The sequence below is a fragment of the Streptomyces sp. NBC_00510 genome (genome assembly GCA_036013505.1).
Classification (GTDB): domain Bacteria; phylum Actinomycetota; class Actinomycetes; order Streptomycetales; family Streptomycetaceae; genus Actinacidiphila.
On the sequence record CP107851.1, the window covers coordinates 5,519,578 to 5,536,661 of the forward strand.

Sequence of the window (17,084 nt, forward strand, 5' to 3'; positions counted from 1 at the left end):
CCCCCACCGGTAGCCGGAACCTCTGCCCAAAGCGTCACGTATGCGTACATTGGGGGCATGGCACGACCAGTGGTCTCCCGCGTCCGCGGCAGCACCGCCATCGCCGAGGACCCCGGGCACCGGCATCCGGTCCACCCCGTCGGGGACGCCCTGCGGGCGGTCCGGGTCTACGTCGCCACGGCGGTCCGCGTCGTGGTGCTGGGCCAGGACGGCTCCGCCGCGCGCGACTGACGCGGCGGGCCTCCCGGCACGGCCCGCAGACGGGTCAGAGCAGCTCGTCCGCGTCGACGATGCGGTACGCGTACCCCTGCTCGGCCAGGAACCGCTGGCGGTGCGCGGCGAAGTCCTGGTCGATGGTGTCGCGGGCGACCACGGAGTAGAAGCGGGCCTCGTGACCGTCCGCCTTCGGCCGCAGCACCCGGCCGAGGCGCTGCGCCTCCTCCTGACGGGAACCGAAGGTGCCCGAGACCTGGATGGCGACCGTCGCCTCCGGCAGGTCGATCGAGAAGTTGGCCACCTTGGAGACCACGAGCACCGAGATCTCCCCCTGCCGGAAGGCGTCGAAGAGCTTCTCGCGCTGCGCGTTCGTCGTCTCGCCCTTGATCACCGGCGCCCCGAGGTGCTCGCCCAGCTCGTCGAGCTGGTCGATGTACTGGCCGATCACCAGCGTCTGCTGTCCGCGGTGCTTGGCGACCAGCGCCTCGGCGACCTTGCGCTTGGTCGCGGTCGTCGCGCAGTAGCGGTACTTCTCCTCCGGCTCGGCGGTCGCGTACGCCAGCCGCTCGGAGTCGGTCAGGTTGACCCGCACCTCCACGCAGTCGGCGGGCGCGATGTAGCCCTGCGCCTCGATCTCCTTCCACGGCGCGTCGAAGCGCTTGGGACCGATCAGCGAGAAGACGTCCGACTCACGGCCGTCCTCGCGCACCAGCGTCGCCGTCAGGCCGAGCCGGCGGCGGGCCTGGAGGTCCGCGGTGAACTTGAAGACCGGCGCCGGGAGCAGGTGCACCTCGTCGTAGACGATCAGGCCCCAGTCACGGGAGTCGAAGAGCTCCAGGTGCGCGTAGACGCCCTTCCGCTTGGTCGTCAGCACCTGGTACGTGGCGATGGTGACCGGACGGATCTCCTTGCGGGTGCCGCTGTACTCGCCGATCTCGTCCTCGGTCAGCGAGGTCCGCTTCACCAGCTCGTGCTTCCACTGCCGGGCCGAGACCGTGTTCGTCACCAGGATCAGCGTCGTCGCCTTCGCCTGCGCCATCGCGCCCGCGCCCACCAGCGTCTTGCCGGCGCCGCAGGGCAGCACGACCACGCCCGAGCCGCCGTGCCAGAAGCCCTCCACCGCCTGCTCCTGGTAGGGGCGGAGCTTCCAGCCGTCCTGGTCCAGCTCGATCGGGTGCGCCTCGCCGTCCACGTAACCGGCCAGGTCCTCCGCCGGCCAGCCCAGCTTGAGCAGCACCTGCTTGATCTGGCCGCGCTCGGAGGGGTGGACGACCACCGTGTCGGGGCCGAGCCGGGCGCCCACCAGCGGCGTGATCTTCTTCGAGCGGAGGATCTCCTCCAGCACCGGACGGTCCGTGGAGGTCAGCACCAGGCCGTGCGCCGGGTGCTTGCTCAGCGTCAGCCGGCCGTAGCGGGCCATCGTCTCGGCGACGTCCACCAGCAGCGCGTGCGGCACCGGGTAGCGGGAGTACTGCACGAGCGCGTCCACGACCTGCTCCGCGTCGTGCCCGGCGGCGCGGGCGTTCCACAGCCCCAGCGGGGTGATCCGGTAGGTGTGGATGTGCTCGGGCGCCCGCTCCAGTTCGGCGAAGGGGGCGATGGCACGCCGGCACTCGTCGGCGAGCTCGTGGTCGACCTCCAGCAGCAGGGTCTTGTCGCTCTGGACGATCAGGCAGGACACGCAAACCTCCGCGAATGGGCGGGCCGGGACCGGGAAGGGGGCCGGGCTGAACTATCCATGGTCCCCCATCCCCGAGGGGAAACGTCCCGGTCCTCCGGATCGATACCGCGCCCCGCCCCGGCCGGCACCCCGTGCCCGCCCCGCGACAGGGTCACGCCAGGTCGTCGGCGAGCTCGGCGACACCGGTTATCCGGTGCAGCGCGAAGGTGCGGACCTCGTCGGCGGTGTGGTCGTACGCGGTGACGAACCCGCCCTCCACCCGCATCGGGCCGATCACGCGCTGGCTCGCCGCGCCCTCCGCGTTGACGTAGCCGATCCACACCGACTCGCCGGTCAGCACCGCCGCCTGCATCGTCGCCAGCGTCTCGGCCGCCGCCGTGCGCGGCAGCCGGCCGTCGCCGTGGCCGCCCGGGCGCTCCGCGGGCTCCCTGCGGACCGCGGTCGAGGCCCGGTCACCGGCCCGGATCGCCTTGACGGCCGCCCCGAGCAGTGTCCCGTCCGGGGTCGGCGGCCCGTCCACCACGGGTACCGGCGCGCTGCGCGGCGGGGTGCGCCGGGCGTCCGCGCGGGTGATCAGCACATCGCCCTCGGCGGACTCGGCCGCCGGCGCGTGGCCCAGCGCGCGCAGCCGCTCCAGCAGCGTCGCCGGATCGCTCTGCGCCGCGAGCACCGTCGGCGCGAGGCGGCGCAGCCCGAGGCCGGCCGCCCGGCGGTCGGCCAGCAGCTCGCTGAGCAGCGCGTCGTCGTCGCAGCGCACGTACGCCGAGGCCGCGCCCACGCGCAACCGGCCGTGCCGGCGGGCGACGTCGTCCACGAGGTAGCTCAGCGGCTGCGGCACGGGCGTGCGCGAGTGCGCGGAGAGGAAGGCGTGCAGGTCGGCGGCGGTGCGGCCGGCGTCCAGCGCCCGGCGCACCGACTCCTGGGTGAAGCGGAAGACGGTCGCGCCGCCCTTGGACTCCACGTCCGCCAGGACGTGCAGGGTCTCGGCGAGGTGCGGCTGCAGAGGGCCCGGCGCGACCGCCGTCAGATCGGCCTGGAGCAGCACGTGGTCCAGCGGCTCCGGCAGCAGCGGCCCGAGCAGCAGGGCCGCCGCGTCCCCGGAACGCCGCAGCAGCGCGCGGCCGTGCGCCGCCAGCGCGCCACGGCCGGTGACCCCCAGCATTTCCGCCTCCGTCACCGTCCAGCGCACCAGGTCGGCGCGGAGCGGGTCCATCGCGGCGCCGCCCCGCAGCGGGCGCTCCCAGCGCAGCCGGGCCAGCAGCGCGTCCTGGTCCGCCGAGGCGCCCTCGGGGAGCGCGGCCAGCAGCTCCAGCGTCCGGCGGCGCACCTCAGGGGCGAGTGAACGGTCCAGGTCGGGGCCGAGCGCCGCCAGCGCGCGGCCCTTCACGTCCCGCGTGCCGACGACACCCGGTACGCGGGTGGCGGCCAGCCACGCCGTGACCAGGGCCGCCCAGCGGTCCTCGGCGGGCAGCGTCAGCCACCCGTCGGCCGCGGGGGTCGGCGCGTACGCCTCGTCCAGCTCCCCGTCCGCGGCGACCAGGCCCGCGGCGTACGCCACCTCCACCCAGAACGCGGCCAGCGGATCCGGCACGTCCAGCGCCGTGGCCACCCGCTTCAGGTCCCGCACGCTCAGCCCGCCCGCACGCAGCACCGACGGACCGCCGGTCTCCCACTGCTTCAGCAGCTCCTCGACCGTACGGACCGCTGTGAAGGCCTGACCCGCGGCGGTCCTGTCCACAGCCTGTGGATCGTGCTGCTTCGGCTCCACGGCCGGCGCGACCGGCTCCGGGGCGCGGTGCGCCCTGCCGCCGCGCAGATGCAGGGCCACCTCGCGGGGGAGCACGACGTTGCGCGCCCCGGCCGGCAGCAGCAGCCCGCGCTCCAGCAGCCAGGCCACCGGGGGCGGCGGCACCGTCACGTCCGCCACCTCCCCGTACGGCGGGCCCCACGCCAGCCTGCGCAGCACCGCCCCGGCCTCCGGGGGCGCGCCGTCGAGCAGTGCCGCCATCCGCACGCGGTCGGCGAACAGCGAGGTCAACTCCCCCGCCGCGCTCACCGGGTCGTGCGTGGGCGGCAGCCCGGCCACCGTGAGGATCTGCTGCAACCGCGTCGGGGACATGCCGGAGGTCGCCTCGGCCACGGTCGGCCCGAGGCCGGTCGGGGACGGGGTCCCCGCGGCCGGGGCCAGGATGTCGCGCGCGGTGCGCACCAGGCGCAGCCGGTCGTCCCCGCCCCACAGCAGTGCCTGCGCCCGCAGCGTCGCCACCGCGCCGGGCAGCGCCTCCGCCGACTCCGGGCCCATCAGCGCGGCGAGCGCGTCGTGTCCGGCGCCGTCCGGCGCGACGGCCAGGGCCTCGGCGGTCTGCAGCGTGAACCGGTCCAGGCGTTCGAGGGCGCGGACGACGGAGGCACGGGTGCCGGCGCGGGTCGCCAGCTGCGAGAGGTCGTTCGGGACCGGGTTCAGCAGGTCCGGGCGCGCCCGGAGCAGTGCGGACAGCGCGTCGTCGCCGCGGGCGCGCAGATCCTCCGCGAGCGTACGCGGCGCCGCCGCGGGGCCGTCAGTGCTCATCTCCCCCACATTAGCCCTGGCGGGTCCGCCTGAGACCCGTGGGCGCACGGCACCGTGCCGTGCCGGGGGTCGTGGGAGGTCGTTCCTCCCCCAGCTACCGCTGGGAGGTGCCCCCAGCATGGGGGTCCCCCCGGCCGCAGGCTGGGGGAGGGTTGGCACACCCCCCACCACCGGCGTGCAGACGCCGGAGCAACCCGCGGTGCCGCACAGGTGCGGCGCCGTCGTGGGGTTGCGCCAGCCCTCCCCCAGCTACCGCTGGGGGTGCCCCCGGCCTCCGGCGAGCGGCCGACCCTCAACCATGCCCGGGGGCGGCCCGGGGGGCGGTAGCGTCGGAGCATGGGTGCGGAGGAGAGCGACCGGCTGGTACTGGACTACCTCAGCAAGGTGGGGGACCTGGCACAGACCGCCCTCCCGGCCGACCGGCGGCGGGACCTCGTGGCACGCCTGCGCAAGGACATCGACCGGGAGCGGCACGGCAGCGACAACCCCGCCGTGGTGCGGCGGATCCTGGGCCGGCTGGGCGCCCCGGACGCGGTGGTGCAGGGGGAGGCCGCCGCCGCGGTGCCCGCGCCCCGCACCCCGGTGGAGCCCGCACCGGCGGAACCGCAGTGGTGGCGGCTGCCCGACCAGCGGACCCAGTCGCCGTTGCCGTCGCCCTCGCGGACGTTCCTGCCCGGTGACGAACTCGCCGGGCTGCCCGGCATGACCGGAGGCCTGCTCATCCCGCTGACCCCCGAGGAGGAGCCTGAGGCCGCCCCGGACGCCGTTAAGGAGGACCCCGAGGCCGCGGCCGAGCCGGACGCCGCCCCGGCCGAGCGCCGTGGGCGGCGGCGGTGGCGGGCCGGTCTCCTGGAGTCCGTCGCCGCGCTCCTGCTGCTGACCGGCGCCGTCCTCGGCTCCTGGATCGCCCTCCTCGCCGGGTGGGCCGTGGCGTACGGCTCGCGCCGGCTGTCCCGCCGCGCGTCCCGGTTCGCGGCGCTGGGCCTGCCGGGGCTGACCGCCGCGGCCGCGCTGATCTGGATCTGGGGCCGCTTCGCCGGACGGTGGGGCGAGCCGATCCCCGAGGGCGGCCTGGACTCCGCCATCGCCGACGCGCTGCCCACGGTCGTGCGGATCGCGGCCGTCGCCTCCGCCGCCTTCCTGCTCTGGCGGGGGAGCAGGGCCGGCCGGCGGCCTCGTTAGAGTGGCTGCCATGCCCGCTTCCCAGCCGACGTCCCCGATAACGGTCGGTTTCGACCTCGACATGACCCTGATCGACTCACGGCCCGGCATCAAGGCCACGTACGAGCGCCTCGCCGAGGAGACCGGCGTCTTCGTCGACGCCGCGCTCGCCGTCACCCGCCTCGGACCGCCGCTCGACTGGGAGCTGGCGCACTGGTTCCCCGCGGAGGACATCCCCGCGGTCGCCGACCGCTACCGGGCGCTGTACCCCGAGTTCGCCGTCGCCCCGACCCCGGCCATGCCCGGGGCGCGCGAGGCCGTCGCCGCCGTGCACGCGGCGGGCGGGCGGGCCGTCGTGGTCACCGCGAAGCACGAGCCGAACGCCAAGCTGCACCTCACGCACCTGGGCCTGGAGGTCGACGAGGTGCGCGGCTGGCTGTGGGCCGAGGCGAAGGCCGAGGCGCTGACCGAGTACGGGGCGGCGGTCTACGTCGGGGACCACGTGGGGGACGTCGTCGGGGCCCGCACGGCCGGCGCGCTGTCCGTGGCGGTGGCGACGGGCCCGGTCACGGCGGACGAACTGCGCGCCGCGGGGGCGGACGTCGTACTGGCCGACCTGACGGAGTTCCCCGCCTGGTTCGCCTCCTACGCCCCGGACCCCGACGCCGTCGCCTGACGGCTCTGCGCCCGCGCGGAGCGCAGCAGCCCGGCCAGGGCCAGCGCGAAGCCGACGCCCATGAGCATCGACACCAGGTAGGCGGCGGTCGGCAGCGGGTCGGATCCCAGGAAGAGCGGGGCCACGGTGGCCAGAGTGCCGAGCGCGCCAACGACGAAGACGGCGGCGCCGGCGCGCACGAGGAGATCGCCGGGTTTCCGGGTTTCGGTGGTCACCGGACCAGGGTAGATCGCCCGGGGAAGTCGCAGCGCACCGGCCGGACGGTGGCCGGGGCAGGAAGACCACGGAGTCTTGTCACACGCCCCTGGGCCATTAGCCTTATGGGCAGCGGGTCTGCCAAGGGGCCCGCTGTCTTGCTATCCAAGAGCTTTTTTCTGTCTACAGCGAGGACGAGGTCGGACGTGCCTACCGGCAAGGTCAAGTGGTTCAACAGCGAGAAGGGCTTCGGCTTCCTCTCCCGCGACGACGGCGGCGACGTCTTCGTGCACTCCTCCGTCCTGCCGGACGGCGTGGCCACGCTGAAGCCGGGGCAACGAGTCGAGTTCGGGGTGGTCGCCGGACAGCGCGGTGACCAGGCCCTGTCGGTGACCCTGTTGGAGCCGGCGCCGTCCGTGGCGGCCGCGCAGCGACGCAAGCCCGACGAACTGCTGCCCATCGTCCAGGACCTCACCACGCTGCTGGAGGACGTCGCGCGCTCGCTGCAGCGCGGCCGTTACCCGGACAAGGCCCACGGCCACAAGATCGCGTCCGTCCTGCGCGTCGTCGCCGACCAGTTGGACGTCTGACCCCCCGCCCGGGCGCGGGCTCACGACTCGAGCGCGTGCGGACCGAGGGGCGGCACCAGTCCCTCGGCCGCGGCCCGGGTGAGCAGCCCGCGGACCGCCGCGTAGCCCTCCTCGCCGAGCGCCGAGGTGAACTCGTTCACGTACAGCCCGATGTGCTGGTCCGCCACCTTCGGGTCCATCTCCTGCGCGTGCTCCATGACGTAGCCGCGTGAGGCCTCGGGCTCGTCCCAGGCCATGTGGACGGAGGTGCGGGCCGCGGCCGCCAGTTCGCGCAGACGCTCCTCGCCCAGGGAGCGCTTGGCGATGATCGCGCCGAGCGGGATGGGCAGCGTGGTGGTCTGCTCCCAGTGCTCGCCCATGTCCGCGAGTTTGTGCAGCCCGTAGTCCTGGTAGGTGAAGCGCGCCTCGTGGATGACGAGCCCCGCGTCCACCCGGCCGTCCCGCACCGCCGGCATGATCTCGTGGAACGGCAGGACGACGATCTCCCCGACGCCGCCCGGCACTTCGGCGGCCGCCCACAGCCGGAAGAGCAGGTACGCCGTCGAGCGCTCGCTCGGCACCGCCACCGTGCGCCCGCTCAGGTCGGCGCCCTTGCCGGTGCCCTCGTCCCTGGTCAGGACGAGCGGGCCGCAGCCGCGGCCCAGCGCGCCGCCGCAGGGCAGCAGCGCGTACTCGTCGAGCACGTAGGGGAGCACCGCGTACGAGACCTTCAGGACGTCGAACTCGCCGCGCTCGGCCATCCCGTTGGTGACGTCGATGTCCGCGAAGGTCACGTCGATCGCCGGTGCGCCCGGGACCAGACCGTGCGCCCAGGCGTGGAAGACGAAGGTGTCGTTGGGGCACGGGGAGTAGGCGATCCGCAGTGCGCGCTCTTGGCTCATGTCCGATCTCCAACGTCGAGTACGGCGGGTTGCTTCCCGAGCCGGGCGAAGGCGTCGGCGAGCGCGTCGAGCGCCTCCCCGATCCGCCACGCCGCGCGGTCGCGCGGGCCCACCGGATTGGACACCGTACGGATCTCCAGGACGGGCAGCCCGTGCGCCGCGGCCGCCTCCGCGACGCCGAAACCCTCCATGGCCTCGGCCGGCGCCCCCGGATGACGGCGCGTCAGCTCTGCGCTCCGCCCGGCCGTCCCGGTCACCGTCGACACCGTCAGGACCGGCCCGTACGCCGCGCCGAGCACGTCGGCGACCCGGCGGGACAGCGGTCCCGGCGGACGGTGCTCGGAGGTGCCGAAGCCCAGCTCGGCGACCGGGAGGAAGCCCTCCGGGCCCTCCGCGCCCAGGTCGGCGGCGACGATCGCGTCGGCGACGACCACCGAGCCGACCGGTGCGAGGGGCTGGAAGCCGCCGGCGATCCCGGCCGAGACGACGAGCCCGTACCGCGCCGCGGTGAGCGCCGCCGCCGTGCCCGCCGCCGCGGCGGCGGGGCCGACGCCCGCGGCCAGCACGTCCGCGAGGGCGGTGCGCAGCAACACGCGGCCACCCGGTACGGGCTGCTCGGCTGCCGTGCCGCCGAGTCCGCGGACGACCGCGTCGCGTTCCGCCGGGACGGCGGTGACGACGAGGAGGCGGGGCGTCATGACGTCAGCGGACGGTTTCAGCCCGCCGACTTCAGCTTGAACTGCCAGACGCCGAGGTAGTCCTGGGCGCCGGCGGTCTCGATGATGTTGAGGGTCACCTCGCTGGCCGCGGCACCGGTCTGCGCGTCGGAGAGCAGGGTCTCGGCGTCGAAGGAGCGGTAGGTGGTGTCCTTCAGCAGCCCCGACTTGCCGGAGGTGCCGGCGGCCACGACCCAGCCCTTCTCGGCGATCGCGGGGTCGACGCCGATCCGCACCTTGTCACCGGGCCGGACCGTGATGGTCTTCTCGGGCTTGCCCTGCAGGCAGGCCAGGAAGACCTGCTCCGAAAGCTTCTTCCCGTCGAGGTAGCACTTGCTGGTGGCCTCGGTGGTCACGGTCCTGTCGCCGACGGTGACGGTCGCCAGGGGGGTCGGCTTCTCGCAGGCGGAGAGGGCGATCAGCCCGAGGGACACGGCACCGAGGGCGGCGGCACGGCGGCGATTGCTCATGAAGGTGAGGCTACCGGGCGGTCGCGCTCCCGCTACGCGGGGGGCCCGCTCGTGTCCCCGGGCCACCCCCGCTCACACGGTGCGCGGACGTGTCGCCCGTCCCCGGGCACCCGTCATCAGGCCGCGGACCGAGAAGATGACGCCGAGCGCCACCAGGGCCGCCCCCACCGCCATCCCGAGCGTGCCGTTGAGCGGCAGGACGATGCCGATGGCGCCGCCGATCACCCACGCCAGCTGGAGGGCGGTCTCCGAGCGGGCGAACGCCGAGGTGCGCACCTCCTCCGGCACGTCGCGCTGGATCAGGGCGTCCAGCGAGAGCTTGCCCAGCGCCTGCGCGATGCCCGCCGCGGCCGCGACGACGGCGATGGTCAGCACGCCGTACCAGGCCGCCGCCACGCACGTCGCCGCCAGGGCGGCGGCCAGCGCGCTGATGATGATCCGCTCCGGTCCGCGGTCGCGCAGCCAGGAGCCCAGCGCGGTGCCGAAGGCGTTGCCGGTGCCCGCCGCCACGGCGACCAGGCCCAGCGACACCGGCCCCGACAGGCCGCCCAGCGGATGCTCGCGCAGCAGGAACGCGAGGAAGAGGGTCAGGAATCCGGACAGCGCCCGCAGCGCGGCGTTGGCCTGCAGGGCGTGCAGCACCGGACCGCCGACGCTCCGCAGCCCCGGCCGCTTCTCCCGCCACTGCCGGCCCAGGCGGCGGTGCTCGACCTCCTCACCCGAGGTCAGCTCGGCGCGCGCCTCCCCCTTGGCGGAGTCCACCTTGTGCGGGAGGGAGAAGGAGAGCAGCGTCCCGCAGACGAAGACGACGAACGCCCCGTACAGCGGCACGCCCGGCCCGATCAGGTGGAGCAGCCCGCCGATCGGCGCCGCCACGGCGGTGGCCAGCAGGCCCGTCAGGCTCACCCGGGAGTTCGCCTTCACCAGCGTCGTACGGGCCGGCAGCAGCCGTGGCATCACCGCGCTGCGCACCACGCCGTACGCCTTCGACGCCACGAGCACGCCCAAGGCGGCCGGATACAGCTCCAGTCCGGCGGTCGCCACCACCCCGGCCATCGTCCAGGCCAGGATCGCCCGGGCCAGCATCGACATCGCCATCGCGGCGCGCCGGCCGTGCGGGATGCGGTCCAGCAGCGGCCCGATCACCGGGGCCAGCAGCGCGAACGGGGCCATCGTGACCAGCAGGTAGAGCGCCACGCGGCCGCGCGCCTCACCGGTCGGCACGGAGAAGAAGATCGTGCTGGCGAGCGCGACGGTGATCAGCATGTCGCCGGCCGAGTTCACCGCGTGCAGCTCGATCAGCTTCGCCAGACCCGACTCGCCCGCCCCGCCCGAGTGCGTGTGACGCCGGACGCGCCGCACCACGGCGGACGACGTACGCTGCGTGGCGCGCGCGACGGCGTTCCCCGCCCTGCGAACCGGTCCCGGGCCGGACGTCACTGTGCGTGCCACGCTCGCCAGTCTGCCCTACCGGGCGGCTTTCCGAACGGGGCGCGCACCGATAGCGTGCGATCGCGCAGAATGGAGTCATCAGGTGCGCCCGTGGACGTACGGGCAGGCAGCGTTTGAAGCGGTCCTCCGGTCCGCTCCGCCACCGCCCCGCCCGACCCTCGGCGGCGCACGCGTAAGACGGCGTAGGAGAGAATCGATTCTTGTGAGTGCTGCGATGCGAAGCCGTACCCCTGACCGCCTGTGCGCCGAGGCGGTCGACCTCGCCCTCGAAGCCGCCGTCGAGGCCTTCGGCGAGAAAGCGGTCGGCGAGCACCTCGGGGCGGTCGCCGAGGGCGACCGCGTCGTGACGCACCTGTTCGACTGCCGCGAGGCCTCGTACCGCGGCTGGCGCTGGGCGGTCACGCTCACCCGCGCCTCCCGCGCCAAGGCCATCACCTTGGACGAGACGGTCCTCGTGCCCGGGCCCGAGGCCGTCCTCGCGCCCGAATGGGTGCCGTGGAGCGAGCGCCTGCGCCCCGGCGACCTCGGCCCCGGCGACCTGCTGCCCACCGAGGCGGAGGACCTGCGCCTGGAGACCGGCTTCTCCGGGGAGGACGTCCCGCCGCCGAACTCGCCGGTCTCCGAGGAGATGGCCGAGCTCGTCGAGGCCGAGGACGCGGACGTCTCCGGCGGCCCCCCGGCGACCCTGCCGATGGCGCCCACGGTCGGCACGATCGCCGCGGTCGCGGAGGAGATCGGCATGGCCCGGCCGCGCGTGCTGTCCCGCTACGGGCTGCACGTCGCCGCGGACCGCTGGGAGGACGAGTACGGCCCCAAGGCCCCGATGGCCCAGGCCGCCCCCGCCCAGTGCGTCTCCTGCGGCTTCCTCGTCCCGATCGCGGGCTCCCTGCGGCAGGCCTTCGGCGTCTGCGCGAACGAGTTCTCCCCAGCCGACGGGCGCGTCGTCTCCCTCGCCTACGGGTGCGGCGCGCACTCCGAGGCCGCGGTCATGCCGAAGACGCCCCGGCCCGCGCCGCCCGTCCTCGACGAGACCGCGATCGAGCCGCTCCCCCTCCACCCCGACCGCCAGGGCTCCGTCGAGGACACCACCCCGGCCGAGGAACTTGGCCACAGCTGACGGCTCCGCCGCGGCCCACGCCCGGCCCGGCGCGCCTCGGGGCCGGTGAGGCGCCGGTGAGGCGCCGGTAAGGCCGCCATCCCGGCCGGGTAACCCGGCCCCGGTCGACGGCTCCGCCGGCGGCCCGCCGCCGGGACCAGGTTGCGCTGGGCGTGCCTCGGGCGTCCACGTGGGCTCCGCCCACGCCCGGCCCGGCCCGGGACCCCGGTGGGGGGTCTCTCCACCGGGGCCGCTGTGCGCCGGTCGTCCCGGCTGGGTAACCCGGCCACGGCCGGCGCCGACGCCCGCGCCCGGGTCGCGCGGGCTGCCGCCCAGGTCGAGGGGTGGGTCATCGGTGACGGCTGCTGTTCGCGGTCAGGTGGGGTGCCCCCAGGCCCGCCCCGGGTGGGGGCCCGGGGCTGAGTCGCTTGCCCCCACCGGGGCCGCTCTGCGCCGGTCGTCTCGGTTGGGTAACCCGGCCACGCTGCCGGCTCCGCCGGCGCCGACGCCCGCGCCCGGGTCGCGCGGGCTGCCGCCCCCCAGGCACTCCGGTTGAGGAACCGGGCCCCAGTTGACGGCTGCCGTCCGCGGACGGTGCGCCTCAGGGCCAGGTGGGGTGCCCCTGCGCCCGGCCTGGCTCGGGTCGGGTTTCTCTCCACCGCGGCCGCTGTGCGCGGGCGAGGGTGCCATCCCGGTCGGGCCAACCCAGGCCCGGCCCGGCCCCGGACGACGAGCAGTCCCCCACGCCCTGTCCCAGCCTGGGCCTGGGCGCAGCCCACATGGCCCCTAGGCACGCCCGGCGAACCCGGCGCCGTGCGTCGGCCGCCGGCGGAGCCGGCGATCGTGGCCGAGTTCCCCGGCCGCGAACGGCAGCCGTCACCGGTGACCCACCGCCCTTCGACCGGAGTGCCCGGACGGCAGCCCGCGCAACCCCGCCCCGGTCGTCGGCCGCCGGCGGAGCCGGCAACGTGGCCGAACCCCCACCGCGGGGGCGCCGGATCGCGCGGGGCACCTTGGGCCGCCGGGTATTCGAGGCTCGCGAGCGGTGTGCGCGCCTTCCACGCCCCGGCCCGACCCGCGCGGGGCGGCGTCCCCGGGTGCGGGCGCGTGCGGGACGACCGGGCGACAGCCCACGCGGTAGCGTCACTCGCACAGGGCAGGGCATGCGACACCGCGTGAGGGAGAAGACGACGTGAGCGGGACCGCGATGGACCGGGGCGCAGATCCGTTCGGGACCGCACGGCTGCGGCGGGCCGTGCTGGACGCGTGGGCCGCGTCGCCCGCCCGGTTCCGGGAGGACGCCAACGCGGAGGAGGACCTCGCGCTCGGCGGCTACCGCGACCGTCTCGTCGTCGAGCTGGCCCAGAACGCCGCCGACGCGGCGACCCGCGCCGGGGTGACCGGCCGCCTGCGGCTGACCCTGCGCGAGGGGGTGCTCGCCGCCGCGAACACCGGGGCCCACCTGGACGCCGCGGGCGTGGAGTCCCTGTCGACGCTGCGCGCCAGCTCCAAGCGCGAGGAGGGCGACCTGGCCGTCGGCCGCTTCGGCGTCGGATTCTCCGCGGTGCTCGCGGTCAGCGACGAGCCCGCGATCCTCAGCCGCAGCGGCGGCGTCCGCTGGTCGCTGGCCGAGGCCCGCGACCTCGCGCGGGAGACCGGTGGGCACTCCCCGGGGCTCACCGACGAACTGCGCCGCCGGGACGGCCACGTACCGCTGCTGCGGCTGCCGCTGCCCGCCGAGGGCACCGCCCCGGACGGCTACGACACGTGCGTCGTGCTGCCGCTGCGCGACGGCGCCGCCGCGGACCTCGCGGCGAGCCTGCTCGCCGCGATCGACGACGCGCTGCTGCTGTCCCTGCCCGGCCTGACCGAGGTGGTCGTGGAGACGCCGGAGGGCGTACGGACCCTGGCCCGGCGTCAGGAGGACGGCCTGACCGTCGTCGTGGACAGCGCCGGCGGCACCACCCGCTGGCGCACCGTGAGCGACGCGGGCCCGCTGGAGGCGGCGCTGCTGACCGACCGCCCGGTCGAGGAGCGGCTGCGCCCGGTGTGGTCGGTGACCTGGGCCGTCCCGGTGGGCCAGGACGGCACGCCCGAGCGGCCGCGGACGGCGCCCTTCGTGCACGCCCCGACGCCGACGGACGAGCCGCTGGGGCTGCCCGCGCTGCTCATCGCCTCGCTGCCGCTGGACCCGAGCCGGCGCCACGCCGCGCCCGGCGCCCTCACCGACTTCCTGGTCGCGCGGGCGGCCGAGCTCTACGTACGGCTGCTGGCGGACTGGCGGCCGGTGACCGCGGGCATCGTGGACCTGGTGCCCGGCCCGCTCGGCAAGGGCGAGCTGGACGCCCAACTGCGCCGCCACGTGCAGGAGCGGCTGCCGCGCACCGCCTTCCTGCCGCGCGCCGCCGACGTCACGGGCACGGACGGGGAGGACGAACTGCCGCCCGCGCTGCGCCCGGTGGAGGCCGAGGTCGTCGAGGGCACCGGCGCGGAGACCGTCCGCGTGCTGGCGGAGGTCTTCCCGACGCTGCTGCCCCCCGGGCTGGAGCGCCGCCCCGAACTGCGCGTCCTCGGGGTGGCCCGGCTGCCGCTGGGCGACGCGATCGACCGGCTCGCCGGGGTGGAGCGCCCCGCGGACTGGTGGCACCGCCTGTACGACTCGCTGGCCGGCACCGACCCGGACCGGCTGAGCGGGCTGCCCGTGCCGCTGGCCGACCGGCGTACGGTCGTCGGACCGCGCCAGGTGCTGCTCCCGCTCCCCGAGATGGACAGCGTCTACGCCGAGGAGTCCGCCCCGGTCAGCACCGGGCTGCCCGCCGCCTCCGAGCTGGCCCGGCTGGGCCTGAAGGTCGCCGACCCGGCGGCCGCGCACCCGCTGCTGGAGAAGCTCGGGGCCACCCCGGCGACCCCGCGCGCCGTCCTCACCACCCCTCAGGTGCGCGCGGCGGTGGCCGCGTCCCTGGACGCCGACGAGGCCTGGGACGAGGACGCGCCCGCGCTGGACGCGGAGGAACTGGCCGAGGTCGTGCTGGGCCTGGTCCGGGCCGCGAACCTCGCCCCCGGCGACGAGCCGTGGCTGGCCGCCCTCGCCCTCACCGACGACGAGGGCGAGCTCGCCCCCGCCGGTGAACTGGTGCTGCCGGGCAGCGCCTTCGAGCAGGTCATCCGGGAGGGGGAGCTCGGGTCCGTCGACGAGGACCTGGCCGCCCGCTGGGGCGAGCAGCCGCTGACCGCGGTCGGCGTGCTCGCCACCTTCGCCCTGGTCCGGGCCACCGACGTGGTGCTCGACCCGGACGAGCTGGAGCCGCGCGAGAGCGACTGGGCCGAGCCGGACGACGCCGGGCTGCTCGACGCGGTCGACGTGTGGTGCGAGGACGTCCTCGACCAGCTGCCGGACACCGACGTGCCGCCGGTCGCCACCGAGATCGTCGCCGTGCGCGACCTCGACCTCGTCGCCGACGACGCCTGGCCGCAGGCGCTGGCCATGCTCTCCGTGCCGCCGCTGCGCGACGCGGTCACCCAGCCGGTGCGGGTCCTGCTGCCGGACGGCACCACGGAGTCCGTGCGGCCCTACACCGCCTGGTGGCTGCGCGACCACCCGGTCCTCGACGGCCGCCGCCCGGTCGGCCTGCGCGCGGCCGGTGGCGACCCGCTGCTCGATGGGCTGTACGAGGACGCCGAGGCCGGGGCCGTGGACGACCAGGTGCTGCGCGCCCTGGGCGTGCGCACGTCCGTCACGGCCCTGCTGGACGAGCCGGGCGGCGCCGCCGAGCTGCTCGCCCGGCTCGCCGACCCGGACTCCACGGTCACCCCGGCCCAGCTGCACCGGCTCTACTCCGAACTGGGCACCCTCGAACCCGAGCAGGTCACCCTCCCCGACGAGCTGCGGGCCGTCGTCGACGGCCACGAGCCGCGCGTGGTCGACGCCGGGGACGCCCTCGTCGCGGACGCGCCCGACCTGCTCCCGCTCACCGCAGGACTGCCCCTGCTCCCGGTGCCGCCGGTCCACGCGGCGGCGCTGGCCGAGCTGTTCCAGGTGCGCCGGCTCAGCGAGGCCCTCGACGCCCCGGTCGTCTCCGAGGGCGAGCCGCACGACGTCGCGGACGCGGTCCGCGAGCTGCTTCCGGGCGCCCCCCTGTCGTACGTCGAGCACGAGGAACTGCTGGTCAGGGCGGCCGACGGCAGCACCGTCGAGCTGGACTGGCGGTGGGTCGACGGCACGCTGCACGCCGCCACGCTGGAGGGCGTCGCCGCCGGCCTGTCGTGGGCGGCCGGCGCCTGGCAGCGCCGCTTCGAGGTGGCCGCGCTGCTGGAGGACCCGACCCGCACGGAGGAGCTGGCCCGAGACCGCTGGTTCGACTGAGCGGCGACGGACCGAGTGTCCGTCGTCACACAGGGAGATATGTCGAAAGCGTTTCCGCTGGATGACTGTTCGCGCGTACGCTCTTCCTCTCACCATTCGAGACGCCACGTCCGGGGGAGTTCGACGGGCGTCCTCTTCATCTGGGGGATTCTCAAGCATGCGTATTCGCGCCACCGTGGCCGCTGTTTCCGGCGCCCTGGCCCTCGCTTCGCTGGCAGTCCCGGCCGCGCAGGCCTCCGACAAGCCGGCGGTCACCGCCCTGTCGACCTTCGCCGCCAAGGCGGGAGCGGCCGACTCCGTGGGTGACACCAAGATCACCAAGGTCGTCGTGAACGGCGGCAAGGACATCGTCCTCGGGACGGGCGGCAAGAAGACGGTCTCCGTCGCGGTGACCGCCACCGACCCGGCGGGCATCGACGGCGGCGCCGCGTTCCTCTGGCACGGCGCGTCGTTCACCGACGACGGCATCGACGGCGGCCTTTTCCCGGCCACGGACTACGCCGCCTGCACCGTGGTCAACGCCACCACCTCCACCTGCAAGGTCAGCATCACCATCGACCCCCAGGCGGACCTGTACAAGAACGCGCTCGCCGGTTCCTGGAAGGTGTACGCCTTGGTCGGGGGCAAGGACGGCGACTACGTCGAGAAGGAGATCGCCGGCACCGCGAAGATCAAGCGCAACACCGTGGTGACGGTCAACGCCACGCCGGAGCCGGTGAAGAAGGGCAAGACCATCACCGTCACCGGCAAGCTCACCCGGGCCAACTGGGAGACCCACAAGTACGCCGGCTACACGGGCCAGTCCGTGCAGCTGCAGTTCCGCAAGAAGGGCACCACCGCGTACAAGACGGTCAAGACCGTCAAGTCCAGCAGCACCGGTGCCCTGAAGACCACCGTCAAGGCGTCCGTGGACGGCTACTGGCGCTACAACTTCGTCACCACTTCGCTCAGCGGCGCGTCCGTCTCCACGGCCGACTTCGTCGACGTGAAGTAACCCCACCCGCACCACCCACCGGGC

13 protein-coding genes and 1 pseudogene are annotated in these 17,084 nt (G+C 75.2%); 7 read left to right on the plus strand and 7 right to left on the minus strand.

The window, feature by feature from the left end:
- The first annotated feature begins 57 nt into the window (after positions 1-57).
- Positions 58-231 (plus strand): hypothetical protein, encoded by a 174-nt coding sequence (locus OG937_24960; GenBank protein WUD74711.1) that lies wholly within the window; start codon positions 58-60, stop codon positions 229-231.
- 34 nt (positions 232-265) lie between these two features.
- Here OG937_24960 and OG937_24965 read toward each other — a convergent pair whose 3' ends face one another.
- Positions 266-1,897, minus strand: a complete 1,632-nt coding sequence (locus OG937_24965; protein WUD74712.1) for a DEAD/DEAH box helicase — start codon at positions 1,895-1,897, stop codon at positions 266-268.
- Between the two features lie 151 nt (positions 1,898-2,048).
- On the minus strand, positions 2,049-4,466 hold the full coding sequence (locus OG937_24970) for a helicase C-terminal domain-containing protein (GenBank protein ID WUD74713.1): 2,418 nt from the start codon (positions 4,464-4,466) through the stop codon (positions 2,049-2,051).
- Positions 4,467-4,802: 336 nt separating this feature from the next.
- Between OG937_24970 and OG937_24975 the strand changes: the two genes are divergently transcribed.
- Both OG937_24975 and OG937_24980 read left to right on the plus strand, forming a co-directional pair.
- A complete protein-coding gene (locus OG937_24975; GenBank protein WUD74714.1) occupies positions 4,803-5,648 on the plus strand; it encodes a hypothetical protein in 846 nt (281 codons plus the stop codon).
- 10 nt (positions 5,649-5,658) lie between these two features.
- The gene (locus tag OG937_24980) at positions 5,659-6,303 is read left to right on the plus strand and encodes a haloacid dehalogenase-like hydrolase (protein WUD74715.1); all 645 of its coding nucleotides are present in this window, start codon (positions 5,659-5,661) and stop codon (positions 6,301-6,303) included.
- On the opposite strand, the gene OG937_24985 is transcribed toward OG937_24980, so the two are convergent.
- On the minus strand, positions 6,273-6,518 hold the full coding sequence (locus OG937_24985) for a hypothetical protein (GenBank protein ID WUD74716.1): 246 nt from the start codon (positions 6,516-6,518) through the stop codon (positions 6,273-6,275). The two genes, OG937_24980 and OG937_24985, sit on opposite strands and share 31 nt — an antisense overlap.
- A 186-nt stretch (positions 6,519-6,704) precedes the next feature.
- On the opposite strand from OG937_24985, the pseudogene OG937_24990 reads away from it, so the two are divergent.
- Positions 6,705-6,899 (plus strand): annotated as a pseudogene (locus OG937_24990) (cold-shock protein).
- A gap of 209 nt (positions 6,900-7,108) precedes the next feature.
- Here OG937_24990 and OG937_24995 read toward each other — a convergent pair.
- From OG937_24995 to OG937_25010, 4 genes are all read right to left on the minus strand, one after another.
- Positions 7,109-7,969: a 1,4-dihydroxy-6-naphthoate synthase gene (locus OG937_24995; protein ID WUD74717.1), complete on the minus strand. Its 861-nt coding sequence runs from the start codon at positions 7,967-7,969 to the stop codon at positions 7,109-7,111.
- Complete coding sequence (locus tag OG937_25000) at positions 7,966-8,667, minus strand: futalosine hydrolase (protein WUD74718.1); 702 nt, start codon at positions 8,665-8,667, stop codon at positions 7,966-7,968. Before OG937_25000 ends, OG937_24995 begins: the two co-directional genes overlap by 4 nt.
- Before the next feature lie 17 nt (positions 8,668-8,684).
- On the minus strand, positions 8,685-9,155 hold the full coding sequence (locus tag OG937_25005) for a hypothetical protein (GenBank protein WUD74719.1): 471 nt from the start codon (positions 9,153-9,155) through the stop codon (positions 8,685-8,687).
- A 72-nt stretch (positions 9,156-9,227) separates the two neighbouring features.
- Positions 9,228-10,607 carry an MFS transporter gene (locus OG937_25010; protein ID WUD74720.1) on the minus strand — a complete coding sequence of 460 codons (1,380 nt, stop codon included), beginning with the start codon at positions 10,605-10,607 and terminating at the stop codon, positions 9,228-9,230.
- Positions 10,608-10,821: 214 nt separating this feature from the next.
- On the opposite strand from OG937_25010, the gene OG937_25015 reads away from it, so the two are divergent.
- The 3 genes from OG937_25015 (at position 10,822) to OG937_25025 (ending at position 17,060) form a co-directional block, all read left to right on the plus strand.
- Positions 10,822-11,724 carry a DUF3027 domain-containing protein gene (locus OG937_25015; GenBank protein ID WUD74721.1) on the plus strand — a complete coding sequence of 301 codons (903 nt, stop codon included), beginning with the start codon at positions 10,822-10,824 and terminating at the stop codon, positions 11,722-11,724.
- A gap of 1,186 nt (positions 11,725-12,910) precedes the next feature.
- On the plus strand, positions 12,911-16,066 hold the full coding sequence (locus OG937_25020) for a molecular chaperone Hsp90 (protein ID WUD78872.1): 3,156 nt from the start codon (positions 12,911-12,913) through the stop codon (positions 16,064-16,066).
- Positions 16,067-16,223: 157 nt separating this feature from the next.
- The gene (locus OG937_25025) at positions 16,224-17,060 is read left to right on the plus strand and encodes a calcium-binding protein (protein WUD74722.1); all 837 of its coding nucleotides are present in this window, start codon (positions 16,224-16,226) and stop codon (positions 17,058-17,060) included.
- Positions 17,061-17,084: the final 24 nt, after the last annotated feature.

Excerpts from the sequence above, each read along its gene's own strand:
- OG937_25005 (WUD74719.1), bottom strand. The coding sequence starts at position 9,155 with ATGAGCAATCGCCGCCGTGCCGCCGCCCTCGGTGCCGTGTCCCTCGGG.
- OG937_24960 (WUD74711.1), top strand. The coding sequence starts at position 58 with ATGGCACGACCAGTGGTCTCCCGCGTCCGCGGCAGCACCGCCATCGCC.
- OG937_25000 (WUD74718.1), bottom strand. The coding sequence starts at position 8,667 with ATGACGCCCCGCCTCCTCGTCGTCACCGCCGTCCCGGCGGAACGCGAC.
- OG937_25025 (WUD74722.1), top strand. The coding sequence starts at position 16,224 with ATGCGTATTCGCGCCACCGTGGCCGCTGTTTCCGGCGCCCTGGCCCTC.
- OG937_25015 (WUD74721.1), top strand. The coding sequence starts at position 10,822 with ATGCGAAGCCGTACCCCTGACCGCCTGTGCGCCGAGGCGGTCGACCTC.
- OG937_24980 (WUD74715.1), top strand. The coding sequence starts at position 5,659 with ATGCCCGCTTCCCAGCCGACGTCCCCGATAACGGTCGGTTTCGACCTC.
- OG937_24970 (WUD74713.1), bottom strand. The coding sequence starts at position 4,466 with ATGAGCACTGACGGCCCCGCGGCGGCGCCGCGTACGCTCGCGGAGGAT.
- OG937_24995 (WUD74717.1), bottom strand. The coding sequence starts at position 7,969 with ATGAGCCAAGAGCGCGCACTGCGGATCGCCTACTCCCCGTGCCCCAAC.
- OG937_25020 (WUD78872.1), top strand. The coding sequence starts at position 12,911 with ATGGACCGGGGCGCAGATCCGTTCGGGACCGCACGGCTGCGGCGGGCC.
- OG937_24975 (WUD74714.1), top strand. The coding sequence starts at position 4,803 with ATGGGTGCGGAGGAGAGCGACCGGCTGGTACTGGACTACCTCAGCAAG.